This window comes from Jiella sonneratiae, assembly GCF_017353515.1.
GTDB lineage: Bacteria > Pseudomonadota > Alphaproteobacteria > Rhizobiales > Rhizobiaceae > Jiella > Jiella sonneratiae.
The window spans coordinates 50,483-72,107 of record NZ_JAFMPY010000014.1 but is presented as its reverse complement, the minus strand read 5'-3'; the positions used below and the strand labels follow the sequence as shown (position 1 = coordinate 72,107).

Genomic DNA, 21,625 nt, shown 5'->3' with positions numbered 1-21,625 from the left:
CGGCTGGTCCCGCGCTCCGGGCCGGCGAAAAACTACAGCGAAAAACGCGCGATCACCGGCACGTGGTCGGAGGGCTTGTCCCAGCCGCGGGCCTCGCTGAGGATCTCGACCCCGCCCAGCAGCGGCGCCATGTCGGCCGAGCCCCAGACGTGGTCGAGCCGGCGGCCGCGGTTGGAGGCCGCCCAGTCCTTGGCGCGGTAGCTCCACCAGGTGAACAGCACCTCCTCCGGCGGGAAATGCACCCGCATCAGGTCGGTCCAGTTGCCGTCCTTCTGCGCCGTCACGAGGCCTTCGGTCTCGACGGGGGTGTGCGAGACGATCTTCAGGAGCTGCTTGTGCGACCAGACGTCGGTCTCGAGCGGCGCGATGTTGAGATCGCCGCACAAGAGCGCCGAGACGCCGGGTTCGCCATCGGCATTGGTCCGGCGCAGCTCTTCGACGAAGTCGAGCTTGTGGCGGAACTTCGGATTGATCTCGGGGTCCGGCTCGTCGCCGCCGGCGGGGACGTAGAGATTGTGGATGCGGATCTTCCGGCCCGCCACGTCGATCCGGGTCGACAGGTGCCGGGCGTCGCCGACGGCGCAGAAATCCTGCCGCACGATGTCCTCGAAGGGCAGCTTCGAGATCGTCGCGACGCCGTGATAGCCCTTCTGCCCGTGGATCGCGACGTGCTCGTAGCCGAGCGCCCGGAACGCCTTTTCGGGAAACTGGTCGTTCGGGCACTTGGTCTCCTGCAGGCACAGAACGTCCGGCCGGTGGTCGGCGAGCAAACGCTCGACGAGGCCGATCCTGAGGCGCACGGAGTTGATGTTCCAGGTGGCGAGGGAAAAGGGCATGAGGGTCGGGATCCGGGGAATGCGAAGGAGATCGTCGGTCGGGCTTACGGCGCAATGATCATGGCGGGCAAGGGCCGTCGGAGCTTCATGCACATGGGATATCGGGCACACGCGACGTCAGGAAATGCGCTGTCCATAGCGCAGCGCCTAAAACGGCTCACCGATCGCCGAGATCCTCGCCGCGGCGCTTGAGACCGACATGCATTCCATCCATGATATGCCATGGAAATTGATTGGAGCGACGAGAAGGACATTGTTCTGAAAGGCCGCTACGGCTTCGGCTTCGAGCGCGTTGTCATGGCATTGGCGAATGGCGATCTCATCGAGGAACGGCGCCATCCCAATGTCGACCGCTACCCTCATCAGAGACAGTACGTCGTGTCGATCGATGGTTACATATGGTTGGTGCCGTTCGTACGTCAGACCAGCGGCGTTTTTCTGAAAACGATGTATCCGAGCCGGAAGGCGACGAAGCACTTCCTGAAGGAAAAAACGTGACGAACGCAAAGCCCCCACGCCCGATCTTCGATAGCGAAGAGGAGCGAGCCGATTTCGAGTTCCATGACTCGGATGAATGGGTATCGGTCGACAATGTCGCAGCGGAACATGCGGCGCTGAGGGCTTCGGCGCAGCAGATTCTCGCAGGCAAACGGCCCAGGCGCATTTCCATCTCAATCTCGGAGCGCGACCTCGCACGTCTGAAAATCAAGGCTGCCGAGAAGGGCATGCCTTATCAAACGCTCATCAACTCGATCCTGCACGACTATGTCGAAGGATAGTCGACTGCAGCGGACGACATCTCAAAGCAGAGACCCCTGCTTCGACGGACGGTAGGATGTTCAACGGCTTTTCCGAACGCATCATCCCCGGCGAGGGCGCCGAGATCTTCTGCCGCATCGGCGGCGACGGCCCGCCGCTGCTCTTGCTGCACGGCTATCCCGAGACCGGGGCGATGTGGGCGGGGATCGCCGGTCGCCTCGCCGCGCGGTTCAGCCTCGTCGTGCCGGATCTTCGCGGCTACGGCCGCTCCTCGGTTCCCGCAAACGACGCCGAAAACCGCGCCTTTTCCAAGCGCCAGATGGGCCGCGACATGGCGGCGGTGATGACGGCGCTCGGCCACGAGCGCTTCGCCGTCGCCGGCCACGACCGCGGCGGGAGGGTCGCCTATCGCATGGGCTTCGACATGCCGGAGCGCGTGACGAAGCTCGCGGTGCTCGACATCGTGCCGGTCGCCGAGGTCTGGGAAGGGATGGGCGCGCGGGAGGCGATGAAGACCTATCACTGGCCGTTCCTCGCCCAGCCGCATCCGATGCCCGAGACGCTGATTGCGGCGGATCCGGTCTACTACCTCAAGCACACCATGGCGAGCTGGACCAAGGCGGGCTCGCTCGACGGCTTTTCCCCCGAGGCGATCGCCGAATATGCCGCGGCCTTCGCGAAGCCCGAAAACGTCCACGGCGCCTGCAACGACTACCGCGCCGGCGCCACCATCGACTGGCGGCTCGACCGCGAGGACCGGGAGGCGGGCCGCAGGATCGCCGCGCCGCTTCTCGCTCTCTGGGGCGCCGCCGGGATCCCGGGCGAGGGGGAGAACCCGCTGGACGTCTGGTCGCGCTGGGCCGAGACCGTGGAGGGACGGGCGATCGACGCCGGGCACTTCATCGTCGAGGAAGCACCGGACGAGACCCTCGCGGCGCTCGCCGCGTTCTTCGACGCCGCCTGAGCGAGGAACCGGCCTGCAAGGCCGTCGGTACGGCGGCAGCGTCGAGATGGCCTCCGAGGGCAAGCCCGGTCGCCCCGACCGGGGCGCGGCGCCGGCCCCCGAACTGTCTCTGCTGGTGGACCGGCCGCCGGCGGAAGCGGCAGCGGCCGGTGTCCAGGCTCGCTCTTGCCGTCGTCAGCGCCGGTTGCCGGTCTGGCCCTGTTCGATCGCCGTATAGGGGATCTTGAAGGCGGAATCCTGGATGTTGCCGCCTTCCTGGACGTTGTAGATCATCACCGTGGTCTCCTTGCCCTGCTTGTCGCGGATGGTCCACTGCTTGAGATCGTAGTTCTTCGGGTCGAACATCATGGTGATGCGGGAATTGCCGAAGACCGAGCGGTCGCCCATGACGATGGTCGTCAGGTCCGGCTCTTCCTTGACGCTCTGGATGTTGGCGGCCGACAGGTTGATCCGCCGGTCGAGCAGGAGCTTCATCGGCGTCTGCGACAGCGGGTAGGTCTCCCAGGTGTTGAGCTTGCGGTTGTTGATCGCGACGTTCGAGCCGTCGGAGATCACCCGCAGCGGGGCGTTGGCATAGTCGAAGCGCACCTTGCCCGGGCGCTCGATGTAGAACTTGCCCTCGGACTGGCGCCCGCCGGGATCGAACTGCACGAAGTCGCCGTGCATCGAGGCGATGGCGGCGAAATGGTCGGCGATCTTCTGGGCGGCGGCGGTCGCCTGGGCATGGGCCGTCGGAACGGCGGCGGCCACGAGCATGGCGGCGGCGGCGCCTGCCATGCCGGCGCGCCGGCCGGTCTTGCGGATGATCTCACTGAACTTGGCCATCTTCGTGCGGCTTCCTCTCTTGGACTGGTCGTCCCTTTGCGTTTCGGCGCCGTCTCGTGCGGCGCGGGGATGCGTCCACAGCCTATCTTGGGTGGGCTTCGTGAGGCTGCAATGGGGCTTAACCGTGACGTGAAGCCGCTGCGGGCGCGCCGGGCGGCGGCCCGCGGCCGCGCGCCCCATTCCCGTCTCATACGGTTTCCGGCAGATCACGTCGTGATGCCGGAAACAAAGACACTCATTCGCCGCGCGGGCTTGATACGAGCCCCGCTCTGATCGAGCCGATCTCGTCTCAGCCGACGGCGCCGGCTGCCGCAAAGCCGCGTTCGAGGTCGGCGACGAGGTCGGCGACGTCCTCGAGCCCCACCTGCAGGCGGATGAAGGTGCCGTCCGCCGGCCCCTTGCAGACGGTGCGGTCGGAGAGGTCGACGGCGACGGCGAGGCTCTCGTGGCCGCCCCAGGAATAGCCGAGCCCGAAGATCTCGAGCGCGTCGAGGAAGGCGGCGGCGCGGTCGAAACCGCCCGGCAGGAGGAACGAGAACAGCCCCGAGGAACCGCCGAACTGGCGGGCGTAGAGATCGTGGTCGAAGAAGGAGGGCAGGGCCGGATGGCGCACCTCGGCGACGTCGTCGCGCCCGCTCAGCCAGGTCGCGAGCTCCAGCGCCGAAGCCTGGTGGCGCTGCAGCCGCACGCCCATCGTCTTGAGGCCGCGAATGACCAGGTAGGTGTCGTCCGGGGCGGCGTTGACGCCGATCTGCAGCTGCGTCTCGCGCAGCCGCCGGTAGCTCGCCTCGTTGGCCGAGACCGATCCGAGCATGACGTCGGAATGGCCGCCCGGATACTTGGTGAGGGCGTGGATCGACAGGTCGACGCCGTGCTCGAGCGGGCGGAAGAACAGCGGCGTCGCCCAGGTGTTGTCGAGCATGGTGACGGCGCCGCCGGCATGGGCGGCGTCGCAGACCGCCCCCACGTCCATCATCTCGAAGGTGTTCGAGCCGGGCGCCTCGAGGAACACGACCCTGGTGTTCGGCCGCATCAGCGCCGCGATGTCCGCCCCGACATGCGGGTCGAAATACTCGACCTCGACGCCCATCCGCCGCAGCGTGCCGTTGGCGAAACTGCGGGTCGGCGAATAGACCGAATCGACGATCAGGCAGTGGTCGCCGGCGCCGAGGAAGGCGAGCATCGGTATCGAGATCGCCGCGAGGCCCGAGGGCACGAGGATCGTGCCGGCGGCACCCTCCAGCTCGCTGAGCGCATCTTCGAGCGCCTTCGTCGTCGGCGTCCCGCGTAGTCCATAAGTATAAGGCAGCGACTGCCGCTTCTTCATCGCCGCGGTCGATTCGAACAGCACGGTCGAGGCGTGGACCACCGGCGGATTGACGAAACCGTGGAGCGAGCGGGGATCGTAAGGTCCGTGCGCCAGCACGGTATTCGGCCCGCGCTGCCGGCTTTTTGAGCTGTCGTTGGTCAATGCTTCGGCCTTCTGCTGAAAATGACTGCGGGATTGCGGAACGTCGTCTGTGCGCATTTGCCAAAAAATGCGCTGCAGCTTGACCTGATTAAAAATTTGTCATGGAATTGCCTTGGTTGGTGAGGGTGCCGGAGGATCGTGCCGCCGCGCCGCGCCGCCACGCCGCCCTGGCGGCGCGACCGGATTTAAAACGATAAACCCAGATGGGGAAGGCTTCCTGATGAAATCCAAGCTCATGACCGCATTGCTCGGCCTGGCGGTTGCGGCGCTCGCCGGCGGGGCGGCGTCCGCCCAGACGCTGCAGACCGTCAAGGAGCGCGGCATGCTGCGTTGCGGCGTCAACACCGGCCTGCCGGGCTTTGCGTCCCAGAACGACCAGGGCCAGTGGCAGGGTCTCGACGTCGACTACTGCAAGGCCGTCGCCGCCGCGATCTTCGGCGATCCCTCCAAGGTGCAGTATTCCCCGCTCTCGGCGGTCCAGCGCTTCCCGGCGCTGCAGAACAACGAGATCGACATGCTCGCCCGCAACACCACCTGGACGATGGACCGCGACACCACGCTCGGCCTGAAGTTCGCTGGCGTGAACTACTACGACGGCCAGGGCTTCATGGTGAAGAAGGAGCTGAACGTCAATTCGGCGCTCGAGCTCTCCGGCGCGACGGTGTGCGTCCAGTCCGGCACCACCACCGAGCTGAACCTCGCCGACTACTTCCGCACCAACAAGATGGACTACAATCCGGTGGTCATCGAGGCGCAGTCGGACGTCAACTCGGCCTATGACAGCGGCCGCTGCGACGTTCTGACCACCGACGCCTCGGGCCTCGCCGCCTCGCGTCTCGAGCTCTCCAATCCGGACGACAACGTCATCCTGCCGGAGATCATCTCCAAGGAGCCGCTCGGCCCGGCCGTGCGCCAGGGCGACGACCAGTGGTTCAACATCGTCAAGTGGACCCACTACGCCCTGCTCGACGCCGAGGAACTCGGCGTGACCCAGGCGAATGTCGACGAGATGAAGAGCTCCGAAAATCCGGAAATCCGCCGCCTGCTCGGTCAGGACAAGGACTTCGGTTCGGCCATCGGCCTGCCCAAGGACTGGGCCGTCAACGTCATCAAGGCCGTCGGCAATTACGGCGAGATCTTCGAGCGCAACATCGGCGTCAACACGCCGCTGAAGATCCAGCGCGGCCAGAACGCCCTGTGGACCAAGGGCGGCCTGCAATACGGCATGCCGATCCGCTGAGCCGATCATGCTGCGGGCGTCCCTTCAGGGGCGCCCGTTCTTCGATCGCGACCGACGTGACGGGAGACCCGCCACCTCTCCCGTGCAAGGTGCCCGGCCCGGCCGGTGCTCCGCGATGCCGCTCGCGCCATGTCCGCCCGTTTCGCCCGACTGCCTGTTTCGCCCGACTGTAGGAGTTCGCCGCCATGAGCGTCGAGACTGAGACGATACCCCGACGCCTCGGCGGCTCGTCGATCCTCACCAACCCGACGATCAGAGGCATCGTCATCCAGGTCGGGCTGATCCTCTCCCTGGTGGCGTTCACCTGGTGGATCGTCACCAACACCGCCCGCAACCTCGCCGAGGCGAACATCGCGTCGGGCTTCGGCTTTCTCTGGTCGCGCGCCGGCTTCGACATCGCGATCACGCCGATCGCCTACACGTCCAACGACACCTACGGCCACGCCCTCGTCGTCGGCATCGTCAACACGCTGATCATCTCGGCCGCGGGCATCGCCTTCGCGACGATGCTCGGCTTCGTCGTCGGCATCGGCCGCCTCTCGGGCAACTTCCTGATCCGGATGCTCTCGACGGTCTATGTCGAGATCTTCCGCAACATTCCGCCGCTGCTCGTCATCCTGTTCTGGTATTTCGGCGTCCTGTCGGTGCTCGGCGCCCCGCGCGGCCTCGCGGAGAACGTCTTCGGCGTCTATCTGACCAATCGCGGCCTGCAGGTGCCGGCGGTGATCTTCAGCTTCCTCGCCTGGGCCTCGCTCGCCGCTTTCGTCGTCGGCATCGTCGCGACGATCGTCATCGCGCGGCGCAACCGCGCGCGACAGCTGGCCACCGGCGAGCGCAAGCCGCTCCTGTGGACCGCCGTGGCGCTGATCGTCGGCCTGCCGATCCTCGCCTTCCTCGTCACCGGCCTGCCGGCGACCCTGGAGTTTCCGACCGCCAACCGCTTCAACCTGGCGGGCGGCATCCAGATCCGCCCCGAGTTCATCTCGCTCTGGCTGGCGCTGTCGATCTACACCGGCGCCTTCATCGCCGAGATCGTGCGCGCCGGCATCATGTCGGTGTCGAAGGGCCAGAACGAGGCGGCCTCGGCCCTTGGTCTTACCCGCGGCCAGGCGCTGCGCCTCGTCGTCGTGCCGCAGGCCTTTCGGGTGATCATCCCGCCCTTGACCAGCCAGTATCTGAACCTCACCAAGAACTCGTCCCTCGGCCTTGCGGTCGGCTATCCCGAGCTCGTCGCGGTCGGCTCGACGGTGCTCAACCAGTCCGGCCAGTCGATCGAGGTCGTGTGCATCTGGATGCTGGTCTACCTGACGATCAGCCTGTCGGTGTCGTTCTTCATGAACTGGTTCAACGCCAAGATGGCGCTCGTCGAGCGCTGAGGGGGACGAAACGATGGAAGAACAGGTTTTCCAATACGTCTCCAAGGAGCAGAAGGCGGCGCTGCCGCCGCCCGAGAGCGAGGTCGGGGCGTTCGGCACGGTCCGCCGCAACCTCTTCGCGACGCCGCTCGACAGCGTCCTGTCGATCGCGGCGGGCATCTTCGTCGTCTGGGCGGTGTGGAACATTCTGCAGTGGGCGGTGGTCAACGCGGTCTTCACCGGCGCGGACCGCGAGGCGTGCCTTCCCAAGGACGGCGTCGAGGTGGGGGCCTGCTGGGCCTTCATCCAGGCGAAGTTCGGCCAGTTCGTCTACGGCATCTACCCCCTCGACCAGCGCTGGCGGGTCGACATCCTCTTCGTTACCCTGGCGATCCTGATTCTCGGGCTCGCCATCCCGAAGGTGCCCTACAAGACGGCCAATGCCGTGCTTCTGTTCGGCCTCTTCCCGGTGGTCACGCTGGTGATGCTGACCGGCGGCGACTTCTCCTTCTCCGGCGGGCTGATGGCGCTGCTCTTCCTGATCGCCGCGGGGGTGACGATCTCCGACGTCTCGTCGGAGCCGCAGGTCGGCACCCACAGCCTGCCGGTGAAGATCGGCATCGCCGCGGCGGGCGTGTCGCTGCTGGCGATCCTCGTCTCGACGGTCGTCACGGCCCGCTCGGTGGAGTTCCTCGACTTCCGCTTCTCGCCGCTCACCCTCGTCTCCTTCCTCGCGGCGCTCGTCGCGCTGGGGGCGGTGCTGTTCGCGGGCTTTGCCGCGCGCCGCGGCGGCGACGGCGTCCTGCGGATGTTCTACCCGACGATCGCGGTGATCCTGTTCATCGTGCTGATGACCACGGATTTCGGCCTCACCCACGTGCCGACCAATCTGTGGGGCGGGCTGATGCTGACCCTCGTGGTCGCGCTGTCGGGCATCGCCGCGTCGCTGCCGCTCGGCATCCTGCTCGCCCTCGGCCGGCGCTCTGACATGCCGGCGGTCAAGCTGCTCTCGGTGATCTTCATCGAGTTCTGGCGCGGCGTGCCGCTGATCACCGTCCTGTTCATGGCAAACTTCATGCTGCCGCTGTTCATGCCGGAGGGCGTGAACTTCAACCAGCTGCTCAGGGCCTGTGTCGGCGTCGCGCTGTTCTCGGCCGCCTACATGGCGGAGGTGATCCGCGGCGGCCTGCAGGCGATCCCCAAGGGGCAGTACGAGGGTGCCGACGCGATGGCGCTCACCTACTGGCAGAAGATGCGGATGATCATCCTGCCGCAGGCGCTGAAGCTGGTGATCCCCGGCATCGTCAACACCTTCATCGGCCTCTTCAAGGATACGAGCCTCGTCTACATCATCGGTCTCGCCGATCTTCTCGGCACCGTCCGGCGCGGCTTCAACGATCCGTCCTGGATCACCCCCTCGACGCCGGCGACCGGGCTCGTCTTCGCGGCCTTCGTCTACTGGCTGTTCTGCTTCTCCATGTCGCGCTACTCGATCTACACCGAACGGCGGCTCGACACGGGACACAAACGATAAGATGGTTTTCGAGGATTCCTGACATGAGCCTTCAGACCGAAGCCGCCGCCCGGCCCGCCGCGCCGAAGAAGATGACCATCTCCGACGAGATCGCCGTCGAGATGATCGGCGTCAACAAGTGGTACGGTGAGTTCCACGTCCTTCGCGACATCAACCTCACCGTCCGGCGCGGCGAACGCATCGTCATCTGCGGACCTTCCGGTTCCGGCAAGTCGACGACGATTCGCTGCATCAACCGTCTGGAGAGCCACCAGAAGGGCAAGATCCTCGTCGACGGGATCGAGCTCACCGACGATCTGAAGAAGATCGATGAGGTGCGCCGCGAGGTCGGCATGGTGTTCCAGCACTTCAACCTCTTCCCGCATCTGACCATCCTCGAGAACTGCACGCTGGCGCCGATCTGGGTGCGCAAGATGCCGAAGAAGAAGGCCGAGGAGATCGCGATGCACTATCTGTCGCGCGTCAAGATCCCCGAACAGGCCAACAAATATCCCGGCCAGCTCTCCGGCGGCCAGCAGCAGCGCGTGGCGATCGCCCGCTCGCTCTGCATGAATCCCAAGGTCATGCTGTTCGACGAGCCGACCTCGGCGCTCGATCCGGAAATGATCAAGGAGGTGCTCGACGTCATGGTCGGCCTCGCCGAGGAGGGCATGACGATGCTCTGCGTCACCCACGAGATGGGTTTTGCCCGGCAGGTGGCGAACCGCGTGATCTTCATGGATGCCGGGCAGATCGTCGAGCAGAACGAGCCGCACGCCTTCTTCACCAACCCGCAGCACGAACGCACCAAGCTGTTCCTGTCGCAGATCCTGCACTGAGACGACGCGCCGCGGCCGGGCTGAGGCACGCGCCGTCGCGGCGTGCGCCCCCGCGGCATTCGCGGTCCCGGCGGCCCGCTCCGCCCGCCGGCGGGGCGGCCTGCTGGCCAAGCTTGCAAGAAAGGCGCGGCGGCACCGGCGACCGACAGGGCGTGTCGCCGCGGCGGAGCGTCGGGTTCGCGGCAATCCGCGCCGCCGCCGTAACCTTCCGGTCATCACGCCGGAAGGCCGGCAGAGTTTCAACTTCTAATAATTCAAAATTACTGTAGCCTTGGCCCCCGGACGATTCGCACGGGAGGAGTTGGGTCGTGGGCGGCAATCTTCTGCGCGTGCTGGTCGCGGCGGCGGCCGTCCTCGGCCTCGCGACATCGGCTTCTGCGACCTGCGACGCGCTGCAGGATGCGCCGCAGCTGCCGAAGGATCTCTCCCTCTGCCACAAGCTCGAGCCCGTGGTCGAGAATCCCGCCGCCCTGCCGCTGAACGACTACGAAGCGGCGCTGAACGACTATTTCTCGAACTTCTGCCACCGCGACACGGCGGCCGGCTGGAAGCGCGACAAATTCGTGCGCGACACCGGCCCCTATGTCGCGAGCCTCGTCAACGGCGCCTGGATCGGCGCCGACCGCGGCACCCACGCCCCCGTCGTCATATGGTATTCGCCGAAGTTCTTCGAATGGCTGAAGAAGGCCCGGCCCGCCGACGCGGCGCAGCGCCCGGCCGAGGAGCCGCCGGTGCCGGACGGCGCGATGATCGTCAAGGAGATGTATCCGGCCCCCGCGGCGCTCTGCGCCGGGGAGGATCCGCTGATGCTGAAGCCGACCAGCGGCGCGGCCTTCATGGTGCGGGCGACGGCGGCCTCCCACGACGGCTGGTACTGGGGCTGGTACGGCTGGAGCGACGATCCGAAGGCCAATATCGACTGGCCGCCGCGCCCCTCCAACGGGCTGCCCTATCAGGGCTTCGGCCAGTATTGCCTGAACTGCCACGCCTCGGCCGCGGGCAACTCGACCTTTTCCAGCCTGTCGAACATCGCGGGCGAGGCCGGCCGGCCGATCACCTTCCTGTCGCAGGATTTCGCCCTCGACCTCGCGCCCCGCTCGCATCACGAGGCGGTCACCGAACTTCCGGCCGCCGTCGACGCGCCGAAGCCTTCCGCCAAGGCGCTCAATCCCGACGTCGCGGCGCTCTACGACTACGTCTTCGCGGCGCTGCCGGAAGACGTCGCGGCGCTGCAGATGCCCTCGGCGAGCTACGACAACGTCTGGGTCGAGGAGCATCGCAAGACCACGGAAAAGAGCCAGTACCTCACCTCCGACCAGTGCGTCGGCTGCCACGACGCGGGCGGCACCGGGCTTCAGTTCGACATGACGAAGCCGGCGCCGCTCGATCCGGTGCACAATCCGGACGGCAGCAAGCTGATCAACATGTCGCCCTACGGCACCTGGCGGACCTCGCCGATGGGTCTTGCCGGTCGCGACCCGATCTTCTTCTCGCAGCTTGCCAGCGAAACCCAGACCTTCCATCCGGACGTCTCGCGCGAGGTGCAGACGATCTGCCTCGGCTGCCACGGCATCCAGGGCCAGCGGCAGTTCCAGCTCGACGGCGCGACGACGCAGGAGGCCTGCCCGCAGTTCGAGCGTTCGATGCTCGACGCCGTGCCCTATCCGCCGGGCAACCCGACGGCGAAGCACGCCTCCTTCGGGGCTCTCGCCCGCGACGGCATCTCCTGCACGGCCTGCCACCACGCGATCTTCAAGGACGCCGACGTCGCGAAGGCGAGGTCGGATCCGGCCAACCGCTGCATCGTCGCCCGCCAGGACCAGCTCAACCCGCAGAGCCTCGCCGAGGGCTTCGCCCGCACCTTCACCGGCAGCTACTTCGTCGGCGCGGCCGACGAACTGAAGGGACCGTTCGAGAATCCCCGGCAGACGCCGATGAAGAACGCCCTCGGCATCACGCCGCTCCACGACGAGACCTTCCTGAAGTCGGACCTGTGCGGCAGCTGCCACACGGTGCATCTGCCGATCCTCGACGACGGCCGGTTGCTCGGCTTCACCTTCGAGCAGACGACCTATCCGGAATGGGCCTTCAGCGACTATCGCACCGGCGTGACGGCGAATGGCACGCTTCCGGGCGGCGCCGGGCCGAAGGCCGCGAGCTGCCAGGGCTGCCACATGAAGACCCATGACGAGGCCGGCGCGCCGATCGTCTCGAAGATCGCCGGCATCCAGGAGCACAGCAACTTCCCCGAGGTGGAGAACGGCCTCGGGCCCGACGCCATCGACCTCGATCGCCGGGTGGAATTCGCCCTCCACACCCTGGTCGGGCTCAACGTCTTCCTGATCGAGATGGCCGACCAGTTCCCCGACTTCCTCGGCATCGCCGTCCAGGACCCGATGCTGGTCGCGAAGGGGATCGACAACATCGTCACCACCCGGGCGAAGATGCTGGAGAACGCCTCAAAGCTCTCCGCGTCGATCGCCGTCACGCAGGTTTCCCAGACGGCCGGCCGGCTCGCCGCGACGGTGCGGGTGGATTCCCACGTCGGCCACAAGTTCCCCTCGGGGGTGGGCTTCCGCCGGGCCTTCGTCGAGTTCCGCGCGCTCGACGCCGAGGGCAGGGCGCTGTGGACCTCCGGCGGCACCAATGCCGCCGGCGTCATCGTCGACGGAGACGGCCAGCCGATCGAGGGAGAATTGTGGTGGGAGCCCGACTGCTCGGCCCCCATCGCGCCGCTCTCGCGGCTTCACCAGCCGCACTACCAGACGATCACCGCCGAGGACGAGGCGCAGATCTACCAGGAGCTCGTGTCGACGCCGGCGCCCTCCGGCGCGCCGCGCTGCGGCCATGCCAGCGAGGCGAAGGGCGAACTCACCACCAGCTTCCTGTCGATCTGCAGCCCGGTGAAGGACAACCGCATCCTTCCCTCAGGATATCTGCCGTTCGACGAACGGGTGAAGATCGCCAACGCGCTCGGCTCGAAGGGCGACGCGCTGGCGGCCGACACCGGGGCCTTCGCGGTCGGGGACGACCCCGACTATGCGAGCGGCGGCGGCGACACGATCCGCTACGAGATCGACCTTCAGGCCCTCGAGCGTCCGGTCGCGAGCGTCGAGGCGCGGCTCTTCTATCAGGCGATCCCGCCCTTCTACCTGCAGGATCGCTTCTGCACGGCGAAAGGCACCGACCGGGACCGGCTCGCCTATCTGACGAGCAAGCTCGATCTCGCGGGCACGGCGGCGGCGGACTGGAAGCTCGAGATGGTGACGTCCGGCGCGGTGCCGGTCGCCCCATGAGACGTGGCGCGCGCCCTGCGGGAGCCGCCCTGTCGACGGCGCGTCGGCGCCCGGCCGCCGGCGCATCGCGCCTCCCGGGCGGCGACCTGCCGCGCGGAACCAGCGGGCCGCTCGGCCGTTATCGGCCGAATGGTCGTCGGGGGTGGCATTGTCGTCGGATCGCGAGTCTAGCCGGCGGGGCGAACAGCGCTCCACGACCATCTCCCCCACGATCGGCCTCGTGAACACGCAGAACTTCGAAAGCGGTCCGCGCTGGGCCGTCATCGGGACCTTCTTCATCCTGTTCTTCGGGGCGTTGTATCTGACGGCGAGCTTCCTGCTCCCGGTCATCCTCGCCGTGATCTTCGCCCTGGTGATGAGCCCGATCGTGCGCTTCCTGCGGCGCAGGCTCGGCATCTGGGAATCGGTGTCGGCCCTCGTCCTCGTCATCGGCTCGCTGGCGACCCTGATCCTCGGCTTCTACATGCTGAGCGACCCGATCACCAATCTCGTCAACGACGCGCCGCGCTACATCCGCGCCGTCGACACCCAGATGAAGGAGGTCCGCGACCGGCTCGACCGCTTCCAGAGCGCCCAGCAGCAGGCCCAGGACGTTGCGGCGGACGGGAGCGCCGACGGGTCGAAGGGCAATGACGGCAAGCCCCAGGAGGTGGTGGTCAAGAATCCGAGCCTCCTCGACAACGCCACCCAGTTCGTGCCGCAGATCCTCGCATCGATCGGCTTCACGCTGATCTTCCTCTTCTTCCTTTTATCGTCGGGAGACCTGTTCTACCAGAAGCTGGTGCGCACCATGCCGACGCTGTCGGACAAGAAGCGCGCGCTGCACATCGCCCACGACATCGAGCGCGAACTGTCGCGCTACCTGTTCACCATCACGCTGATCAACATCTGCCTCGGCATCGCCGTCGGCCTGTGCCTGTGGTGGGTCGGCATGCCGACGCCGATGGTCTTCGGCGCGCTCGCGACGCTGCTCAACTACATTCCCTATCTCGGCTCGCTGATGGGAATGGGGCTCGTCGGGCTCATCGCCCTCACCGAATTCGGCAATCTGACCGGCGCCGCGGTGCCCGTACTCCTCTATCTCGCCTGCACGACCGTCGAGGGGCAGTTCCTGACGCCGATGATCGTCGGGCGGCGGTTGGAGATGAATGCCGCAGCCGTGTTTCTCGCCGTCGCCTTCTGGGGCTGGATCTGGGGCGTCGTCGGCATGTTCCTCGCCGTCCCGCTGATGGTCTGCATCAAGGTCTTCGCGACCTATGTCGAGCCGCTGACCGCGCTTGGGGACTTCCTCTCCGTCGAGCAGCCGCGACACGCCGACGAGGACGACGATTGAGCTGACCGCGCCGACCGCGCCGTCCCCGGCACCGGGCCGGGCGGCGGCCCGCTGCCCGGTCAGTGGGCGTAGATCATCTTGCGCGTCATGCCGCCGTCGACGACGAGCGTCTGGCCGGTGATGAAGCCGGCCTTCTCGCCGTCGAGCAGGAAGCTCGCCGCATGCGCGACGTCCTCCGGCACGCCGACACGGCCGACGAGATGCTGTTCGTGATCGACCGGCCGCAGCGTCTCGCCGGAGACGTCGATCCATCCCGGCGCCACGGCGTTGACGCGCACCTTGGGCGACAGGCTGACGGCGAGCGAATGGGCGAGCGCGACGAGGCCCCCCTTGGTCGCCGAATAGGATTCCGTGTCGGCCTCCGACATGAAGGCCCTCGTCGAGGCAACCAGGACCATCGCACCGCCGGACTTCCGCAGGCCGGCGGCGCCGTGCCTCGCAAAGAGGAAGCTCTGCGAGAGATTGACGTCGAGCACCCGGTGCCAGTCCTCGTAGGAGAGATCTTCGACGGCCATGCGCTTCATGATTCCGGCGTTGCAGACGATGCCGTCGAGCCGGCCGAAGCGCTGCTCCGCCCGTTCGACGCAGCCGAAGACGTCGCCCTCTTCGGCGACGTCGCCGACCACCGGCTCGACCGCGGCCGCGCCGCCGGCCTCGCGACAAAGGTCGCCGAGCCCGGCGCCGTCCGTGTCCATCGCCGTCACCGTGCCGCCCTCGGCGACGAGGCGGAGCGCCACGGCGCGGCCGATCCCCGATGCCGCGCCGGTGACGATGAAGTGCTTGTCCGGATGGTTCATGGGCGCAGGTCCCTTCTCGCATGTGACGGCTGAAAATGCGTCGGGCCGGCGCCGCGGTAACGGCGTCGGCCCGAGCGGCCTTTCTCTGCCCTGTCGAACGACTGCCGGAACGGGACGTTACGGCAGCCGGCCGCGCCTTTTGTGCGAGATCCGCTTGATCACAGCGGGCGCGTATCAAGCCCGCGCGGCGAATGAGCGTCGCTGTTTCCGGCATCACGAAGTGATCTGCCGGAAACCGTATTACGGGCGCGTCAGTTCCCCGACGTCTGCACCGGCTTGACCAGCGGTGTGATGCGGCGGACCGTCACCCTGCGGTTCTCCCGGTTGGCCTCCTCGGTATTCACCTTGAGGTCCGCCTCGCCGTAGCCCTGGGTGACGAGGTTTTCGGGCGGCACGTCGAAATACTGCGTCAGGGCCGAAGCGACGGACTCGGCGCGGCGGTCGGAAAGCGCCAGATTGGCGACTTCGCTGCCGACGGCGTCGGTGTGACCTTCGATCAGGAATGTCTCCGACGGGTTCTTGTCGACGACTTCCTGGATCGCCTTTGCCAGCGCTTCGAGATTGCCGACCTGGTCCTGGCCGATGGAGTCGGAGCCGAAGTCGAAGTTGATGGTGTTGAGGTCGATCCGGCGGACCTTGTCGCGGATGCGCTCCGAACGCACCACCTCGTCCACCGAATAGATCCGCTCGACCGTTTCGACCGGCGGCGCGACGAGGGTTTTGTAGTACAGTTGCTCGTCAGGCCGGTCGACGTCGACGATGTATTCGTCGCGCGGGATGCCGACCTGGATCGGCGGCAGATCGCGCCCGGGGTCGCGCTCGTAGGTCGGCCGCTCGTCGTCGGACGAATACGGGTCGTAGAACAGCACCACCTCGCGCCCGTTCGGCAGCACCCGCGAGCGGCGCACGATGTCGCCGTAACGGTTGGTGACGGTGATCACCTTGACGCCGTTCTCGCGGACGATCACCTGGCGCGTCCGGCCGCGGGGCAGGCGCTCGTAATAGGTGTCGTCGGCATTGCGCGACAGGCGCTGCTCGTCGTCGCCCTTGATGAAATAGGCGGCTGCAGCCCCCGCGGCGGCACCCGCTGCCGCCGCGCCGACGATCGACAGGATCTGCCGGCCGTCGTCGTCGCGCTTCACGACCTCGACATTCGGCGGCAGCTCGCCGCGCGACGGATCGAAGTTGTCCCGGTCGCCGCGCTCGCCGCGACGCTCCCTGTCGCCGCGGCCGTTCTCGCCGCGGCGGCTGCGGTCGCGATCGGCCCGGCGATCACCGCGGGCGGGCGGCTGGATGCGCTCGCCCTGTTCCTCGGTGATGGGCGTGATCTTCACCGGCTCACGCAGCTTCTGGACGCGGGCGTCGCTGGCATTGATCTTGCCCGCCTCGACCGGCTGGTTCTGGGTCGCGGCCGGCACCGGCTGGGGCTTCTCGGCCGGCTTTTCGCGGGGTTTCTCGGCATTGCGGCGCTGGCCGTCCTCGTCCTGGCGCTGCTTCAGGAGGTCCGGATTGGCCGGCCCGGCATTGGGATCGACCGGTTCGCCCGCCTGGCGGGCGGGCCGAGCCTTGCCGGGGGCATCCCGGCCATCAGGCTGGTCACCCGCCGCTTCGGCCCCTGCGGGCTTGCGGTCGCGGCGCTCGCCCGGACGCTGCCCCGCAGCTTCGTCGGAGGCGGCCGCATCGCCGCGGCCCTTGCGGTTGCCGGCCTTGTCCCTCGCTCCGGCGTCGCCTGCGCCTGCCTGGGTGTCCTCGGCGGGCTTGCGCTTGTTCGGCGAGGCTGCCGGCACCGGCGCATCGGGCTCGGCCTTGCCGGGCTTCTTTTCCGGCACGGGCTCGTTCGACGGCCGTGCCTCGGGCTGGGGCGCCGCCTTCTTCTTCGGCGCTTCGGCGGTGGATCCGCCGCCGTCCTTCGCGCTGCCGGCCTCGGTCGCCTCGGGCTGCTGCCGGCGGCCGGGCTTCTTCGGCTTCTGCGTGTCGGCGCCGTCCGGGGCCTCGCCGCCCTTTGCGGCGGCTTTCGCGGCCGGCTCCCGGTCGGCCGGCTTCTCCCGGCGCTTTTCCTCAGCCGCCTGCCGCTTTTTTGCCGGAGCCTCGGCGTCGCCCTTCGCAGCGGGGGCGTCGGCGGTCCCGGCGGCCTTCGGCTTGCGCTTGGGCTGCGGCGCGTCGTCCGCCTGACGCGCCTTCGGCGCCGCATCGGCGCCGCCGTCCCCGGCGGCATCCGCCTTGCCGCGGCGCTGGCGCGGCGCCTCGTCGCCGGCCGCTGCGCCCTTGCGGGCGCCGCCGCGACCTTCCTCGCCGCCGGCTCCCTTGCTGGGCGCCTCGTCTCCCGCCTGCTTGCGGCGGCGCTTGCGCTCCTCGGGCGCGTCGCCCGGCGCCGCGTCGGCCTGGGCGATCCGGAACGAACCGTCGGACGCCGGGGCGGATCTGACCAGCGCGGTGTCGTAGGAGGCGACGCCCGCCACCGGGCCGGCATAGGCCGTGGTGGTGACCGGCCCCGAAAGCGCCGTCGAGGCGGCCAGGGCGGCAACGCCGATGAGCTTGCCGCCGCGTTTGATGTTCGACATGAAGAACTGACCTTCGCGTTTCGTCCCTTGCAACGTCCCCTCGCGTCGCGATGCCCGCGCGGCAGCCGGAGGCGCCGCTGTTTTCGCACCGTCCTTTGAAACGATGGGGTGACGTCAAACGACCGGGCCGGGCGAGGTGTTCCCTCCGCCGCGCCGAAAGCGCGTCCGGAGGCACTGCCGGCGGAGGCTGTCAGGGACGCAGCTTCGGGCTTCGCCAGTCGTAGAGCCAGGCGAGATCGGCGCGCAGCGCCTCCGCCGGACGCAGGCCGAGGACGGCGTTTCGGCCGAGCGAAAACGGCGGCGGCAGGTGGTAGACCAGGCGGTGGAAGCCGACCCGCCGGCGGACCCTGTCGATGCGCGGTCGCCGCGCGGCCTCGTAGCGCCGCGCTGCGGCGGCGGGCGAGGCTTCCGTGGCGAGCGCGGCGGCAAGCACGGCGGCGTCTTCGATCGCCATGCCGGCGCCTTGCGCGGCATAGGGAGCCATCGCGTGGGCGGCGTCGCCGATCAGCACGACACGCCCGTCGCCGAGGACGAAGGGCCGCGCGGCCGGCGCCGAAAACAGCGGCCAGGGGGTCGGCGGGGCCGCCGCGCCGATCAGCCGCACGAGCCGCGGGTCCCAGTGCGCGAAGCCCCCGAGCGCGAAGCCGCCGAGGAGGGCCGCGGCGTCCTTTGGGCCGTCGCCGCTGCGGGTGACGAGGACGAGATTGCGCAGCGTGCCGGCGCGGACCGGATAGGCGACGGCATGCCGCCGCGGGCCGAGCCAGGCAGTGATCCGGGCCGGCGGCGTGCCGGCCTCGCGCCCTGTGCCCGACCCGGCCGGGCCGGGCCCTTTCGGATCGGCGGCGACGGTGGTGCGCCAGGCGGTGGTGCCGGTCGGCTGCGCCGGCGCGAGGCCGAAGCGCCGGGCGACGGCGGATCGGACGCCGTCGGCGCCGACGAGAAGCGCCGCCCCGATCGTCTCGCCGGCTGCAAGGCCGATGTCGAGGCCGCCGGCGACGGTCGCGACCGTGGCGACCTCCGCGCCGAGCCGCAGCGTGATCTTCGGATCGCTCTTGACCGCCGCGACGAGCACCGCCTGCAGGTCGGCGCGGTGGATCGAGAGGTAGGGCGTGCCGTCCTTCGAGCGCACGGGGACCTCGGCGATCGTCCGGCCGCTCCGGCCGCTGCGGAGCTCGACGAGGTCCGCCGCGACGCCGGCCGCACGCAGCGGCGGCAGGAGATCGAGTTCGTCGAGGACCGACAGGGCGTTCGGCGAAAGCTGCAGGCCGGCGCCCACCTCGTCGAGCGTTTCCGAACGTTCGAGGACGCTCGAGGCGATGCCGAGGCGGGATAGGCACAGCGCGGCCGTCAGGCCGGCGATGCCGGCGCCGGCGATCGCGATGCGGGGGGTCATCTTCGGGCTGGTCATCTGGTCAGGCCCGGCAGGAACGCGTCGTCGCGGACGGGCGCGGAGCGGCGTCGCTCAGGCGGCCGGACTGTCCGCCGCACGAAACGCGCGGCGACACGGCGGGTGCCTTCTCAGGCCGCTTCCGGAAACAGGCAGCCTTCCGGCCGCGTCTCGTCGGCCTTCAGTGCCGGATCGTAGCGATAGAGCGTCGAGCAGTAGCTGCAGACGATCTCCGGCTCGTCGCCCATGTCGAGGAAGACGTGCGGATGGTCGTGCGGCGGATTGGCCCCGCAGCACATGAACTCCTTGACGCCGACCGAGATCGTGGCGTGCCCGGCGTCGTTGGAAAAATGCGGGATCGGATGACCGGCCATGTCTGCGTGCAACCTTGCGAAAATCGTCCTGCCTTCGATGCGGCCGGACCATAGTTCCCCCGCCGCGAAAAGAACAGGGGGTGTCAGGGCGGCCGCGCCGCGCTATCGACCACACGGCATGAACCAGCGAATTCCGGAAGGATCATCGATGACGCGGGGCCATTTCGAAAACGACGGGCTGCGCTTCGCCTTTCTCGACGAGGGCGAGCGCGGGGCGCCGGCGGTCCTCCTCGTCCACGGCTTTGCCTCCTCGATGCGGGTGAACTGGATCGAGCCGGGCTGGGTGACGACCCTTGCCGAGGCCGGCTTCCGGGTGCTCGCCTTCGACCACCGCGGCCATGGCGAGAGCGACAAGCCGCGGGAATCGTCGGCCTATACGCCGAGGAAGATGGTCTCCGACTGCGTCGCGCTGCTCGACCGGCTGGAGGTTCCTGCGGCGACCTTCTTCGGCTATTCGATGGGGGCGCGGGTCTCGGCCTTCGCGGCGCTGCAGGCGCCGGCGCGGGTCGAGCGGCTGATCCTCGGCGGTCTCGGCATCGGCCTCGTGACCGGCGTCGGCGACTGGGATCCCATCGCCGCGGCCCTGCGGGCGCCGTCGCTCGACGACGTCACCGATCCGCGGGGGCGGATGTTCCGGGCCTTTGCCGACCGCACGAAGAGCGACCGGCTGGCGCTCGCCGCCTGCATCGAGACCTCGCGGGACGAGGTGACGCGCGAGGATGTCGGGCGGATCGCCCAGCCGGTCCTCATCGGCGTCGGGACCGCGGACGAGATTGCCGGCGCACCGGAGCCGCTGGCGGCGCTGCTGCCGAATGCCGAGGTCTTCGCCATCGAGGGGCGGGACCACATGCTCTCGGTCGGCGACCGGCGGTTCAAGCGGCGGGTCCTGGATTTTCTCGGCGCCTGAGTTCATCGGCCCGCGGATGCCGGTTCGGCGCCCGTCCGGCGCCGCCGCGGCAGCCTGCGACCCGATCCGGCCCTGCGATGCCGAAACCCCCGCATGCAGAGTTGAAGGGGCCGGCCCTTCACGCCGCTGCCCGGCGGGTTTACATATCCCGCCAAACGAACGCCGGCCGTTGCCGCATCCGGCATGCCGGCGAAGACGTCTGCGGGAGAGCGCCATGAGCGTCGCGAGCACCAAGAGCCACGAGCGGATCCAGGCCGTCGATCCGATCTTCGCCGCAATCCGCAGCGAAGCGATGGAGGTTGCGGCCAACGAGCCGGTGCTGGCAAGCTTCATCCACGCCACCGTGCTCAACCAGTCGAGCTTCGAGGCGGCGCTGGTCCACCGGATTTCGCAGCGGCTGGACCACCCGGACGTGCCGGCCGTGCTGATCTCCCAGGCCTTCGGCGACATGATCGAGGCCGATCCGGAATTTGCCGAGACGGTGCGTACCGACATCCAGGCGGTCTATGACCGGGATCCCGCCTGCGAGCGCTATCTCGACGCGCTCCTCTACTTCAAAGGCTTCCACGCCATCCAGACCCACCGTCTGGCGCACTGGCTGTGGGACACCGGCCGGCGCGACTTCGCGCTCTATCTGCAGTCGCGCTCCTCGGCGGTGTTCCAGACCGACATCCATCCGGCGAGCCGGATGGGGCGCGGCATCTTCTTCGACCATGCCACCGGCATCGTCGTCGGCATGACGGCGGCGATCGGCGACAACGTCTCGATCCTCCAGGGCGTCACCCTCGGCGGCACCGGCAAGGAGTTCGGCGACCGGCATCCGAAGGTCGGTTCCGGCGTGCTGATCGGCGCCGGGGCGAAGGTGCTCGGCAACATCCGCATCGGCCACTGCGCCAAGATCGCCGCCGGCTCGGTGGTGCTGAAGGAGGTACCGCCGCAGACGACGGTGGCCGGCGTTCCCGCCAAGGTCATCGGCGAGACCCGCTGCGACCAGCCGGCGCGGGAGATGGACCAGAGCTTCGACCGCACCGACTGACGGGCGAAGCCGCCGGACATTCGTGCCGCCTGCCTGCCTGCCGGCGCGTCTTTGCGGGACAGGCCTTGCCGCGTTTGCTGCCGCGACCGCGCGACGGGGGAGCGGCAGCCGGCGGGTCGTCGCAGGCACGAG

General features: G+C 68.3%; 18 protein-coding genes. 11 read left to right on the top strand and 7 right to left on the bottom strand.

The annotated features are described in order from the left end of the window. Window positions 1-32: 32 nt before the first annotated feature. Window positions 33-836 (bottom strand): exodeoxyribonuclease III, encoded by an 804-nt coding sequence (locus J1C47_RS14080; protein ID WP_207351406.1) that lies wholly within the window; start codon window positions 834-836, stop codon window positions 33-35. A gap of 222 nt (window positions 837-1,058) precedes the next feature. Here J1C47_RS14080 and J1C47_RS14075 point away from each other — a divergent pair, with 222 nt between their 5' ends. The 3 genes from J1C47_RS14075 to J1C47_RS14065 are packed head-to-tail and all read left to right on the top strand — an operon-like array spanning window position 1,059 to window position 2,559. Next, a complete protein-coding gene (locus J1C47_RS14075; protein WP_207351405.1) occupies window positions 1,059-1,334 on the top strand; it encodes a DUF4258 domain-containing protein in 276 nt (91 codons plus the stop codon). Beyond that, window positions 1,331-1,615: a CopG family antitoxin gene (locus tag J1C47_RS14070; protein WP_342591988.1), complete on the top strand. Its 285-nt coding sequence runs from the start codon at window positions 1,331-1,333 to the stop codon at window positions 1,613-1,615. The genes J1C47_RS14075 and J1C47_RS14070 overlap by 4 nt, the downstream gene beginning before the upstream one ends. 56 nt (window positions 1,616-1,671) lie before the next feature. Then, the gene (locus J1C47_RS14065) at window positions 1,672-2,559 is read left to right on the top strand and encodes an alpha/beta fold hydrolase (protein WP_207351403.1); all 888 of its coding nucleotides are present in this window, start codon (window positions 1,672-1,674) and stop codon (window positions 2,557-2,559) included. A gap of 174 nt (window positions 2,560-2,733) precedes the next feature. On the opposite strand, the gene J1C47_RS14060 is transcribed toward J1C47_RS14065, so the two are convergent. Beyond that, entirely contained in the window at window positions 2,734-3,384 is a 651-nt protein-coding gene (locus tag J1C47_RS14060; protein ID WP_207351402.1) for an outer-membrane lipoprotein carrier protein LolA, read from the bottom strand. A gap of 289 nt (window positions 3,385-3,673) precedes the next feature. Continuing rightward, window positions 3,674-4,912, bottom strand: coding sequence for a cystathionine beta-lyase (gene metC, locus J1C47_RS14055; protein WP_207351401.1), 1,239 nt, complete (start codon window positions 4,910-4,912; stop codon window positions 3,674-3,676). Window positions 4,913-5,075: 163 nt separating this feature from the next. Between metC and J1C47_RS14050 the strand changes: the two genes are divergently transcribed. The 6 genes from J1C47_RS14050 (at window position 5,076) to J1C47_RS14025 (ending at window position 14,431) form a co-directional block, all read left to right on the top strand. Further along, window positions 5,076-6,095, top strand: a complete 1,020-nt coding sequence (locus J1C47_RS14050) for an amino acid ABC transporter substrate-binding protein (RefSeq protein WP_207351400.1) — start codon at window positions 5,076-5,078, stop codon at window positions 6,093-6,095. 185 nt (window positions 6,096-6,280) lie between these two features. Then, window positions 6,281-7,471, top strand: coding sequence for an amino acid ABC transporter permease (locus J1C47_RS14045; protein ID WP_207351399.1), 1,191 nt, complete (start codon window positions 6,281-6,283; stop codon window positions 7,469-7,471). A gap of 13 nt (window positions 7,472-7,484) precedes the next feature. Continuing rightward, window positions 7,485-8,984, top strand: a complete 1,500-nt coding sequence (locus J1C47_RS14040; protein ID WP_207351398.1) for an amino acid ABC transporter permease — start codon at window positions 7,485-7,487, stop codon at window positions 8,982-8,984. 23 nt (window positions 8,985-9,007) lie between these two features. Next, complete coding sequence (locus J1C47_RS14035; RefSeq protein WP_281065522.1) at window positions 9,008-9,802, top strand: amino acid ABC transporter ATP-binding protein; 795 nt, start codon at window positions 9,008-9,010, stop codon at window positions 9,800-9,802. 308 nt (window positions 9,803-10,110) lie between these two features. Continuing rightward, a complete protein-coding gene (locus J1C47_RS14030) occupies window positions 10,111-13,098 on the top strand; it encodes a hypothetical protein (protein ID WP_207351397.1) in 2,988 nt (995 codons plus the stop codon). 220 nt (window positions 13,099-13,318) lie between these two features. Beyond that, on the top strand, window positions 13,319-14,431 hold the full coding sequence (locus J1C47_RS14025; RefSeq protein ID WP_342591987.1) for an AI-2E family transporter: 1,113 nt from the start codon (window positions 13,319-13,321) through the stop codon (window positions 14,429-14,431). 59 nt (window positions 14,432-14,490) lie between these two features. On the opposite strand, the gene J1C47_RS14020 is transcribed toward J1C47_RS14025, so the two are convergent. From J1C47_RS14020 to J1C47_RS14005, 4 genes are all read right to left on the bottom strand, one after another. Then, complete coding sequence (locus J1C47_RS14020) at window positions 14,491-15,228, bottom strand: SDR family oxidoreductase (protein WP_207351396.1); 738 nt, start codon at window positions 15,226-15,228, stop codon at window positions 14,491-14,493. Between the two features lie 251 nt (window positions 15,229-15,479). Continuing rightward, on the bottom strand, window positions 15,480-17,789 hold the full coding sequence (locus J1C47_RS14015; RefSeq protein WP_207351395.1) for an OmpA family protein: 2,310 nt from the start codon (window positions 17,787-17,789) through the stop codon (window positions 15,480-15,482). A 190-nt stretch (window positions 17,790-17,979) separates the two neighbouring features. Further along, complete coding sequence (locus J1C47_RS14010) at window positions 17,980-19,197, bottom strand: FAD-dependent monooxygenase (protein WP_207351394.1); 1,218 nt, start codon at window positions 19,195-19,197, stop codon at window positions 17,980-17,982. 110 nt (window positions 19,198-19,307) lie between these two features. Beyond that, entirely contained in the window at window positions 19,308-19,550 is a 243-nt protein-coding gene (locus J1C47_RS14005; protein ID WP_207351393.1) for a zinc-finger domain-containing protein, read from the bottom strand. A gap of 118 nt (window positions 19,551-19,668) precedes the next feature. On the opposite strand from J1C47_RS14005, the gene J1C47_RS14000 reads away from it, so the two are divergent. Together J1C47_RS14000 and cysE are read left to right on the top strand one after the other, a co-directional pair. After that, window positions 19,669-20,457 (top strand): alpha/beta fold hydrolase, encoded by a 789-nt coding sequence (locus J1C47_RS14000; RefSeq protein WP_207351392.1) that lies wholly within the window; start codon window positions 19,669-19,671, stop codon window positions 20,455-20,457. A gap of 214 nt (window positions 20,458-20,671) precedes the next feature. Next, a complete protein-coding gene (gene cysE, locus J1C47_RS13995; protein ID WP_207351391.1) occupies window positions 20,672-21,493 on the top strand; it encodes a serine O-acetyltransferase in 822 nt (273 codons plus the stop codon). Window positions 21,494-21,625: the final 132 nt, after the last annotated feature.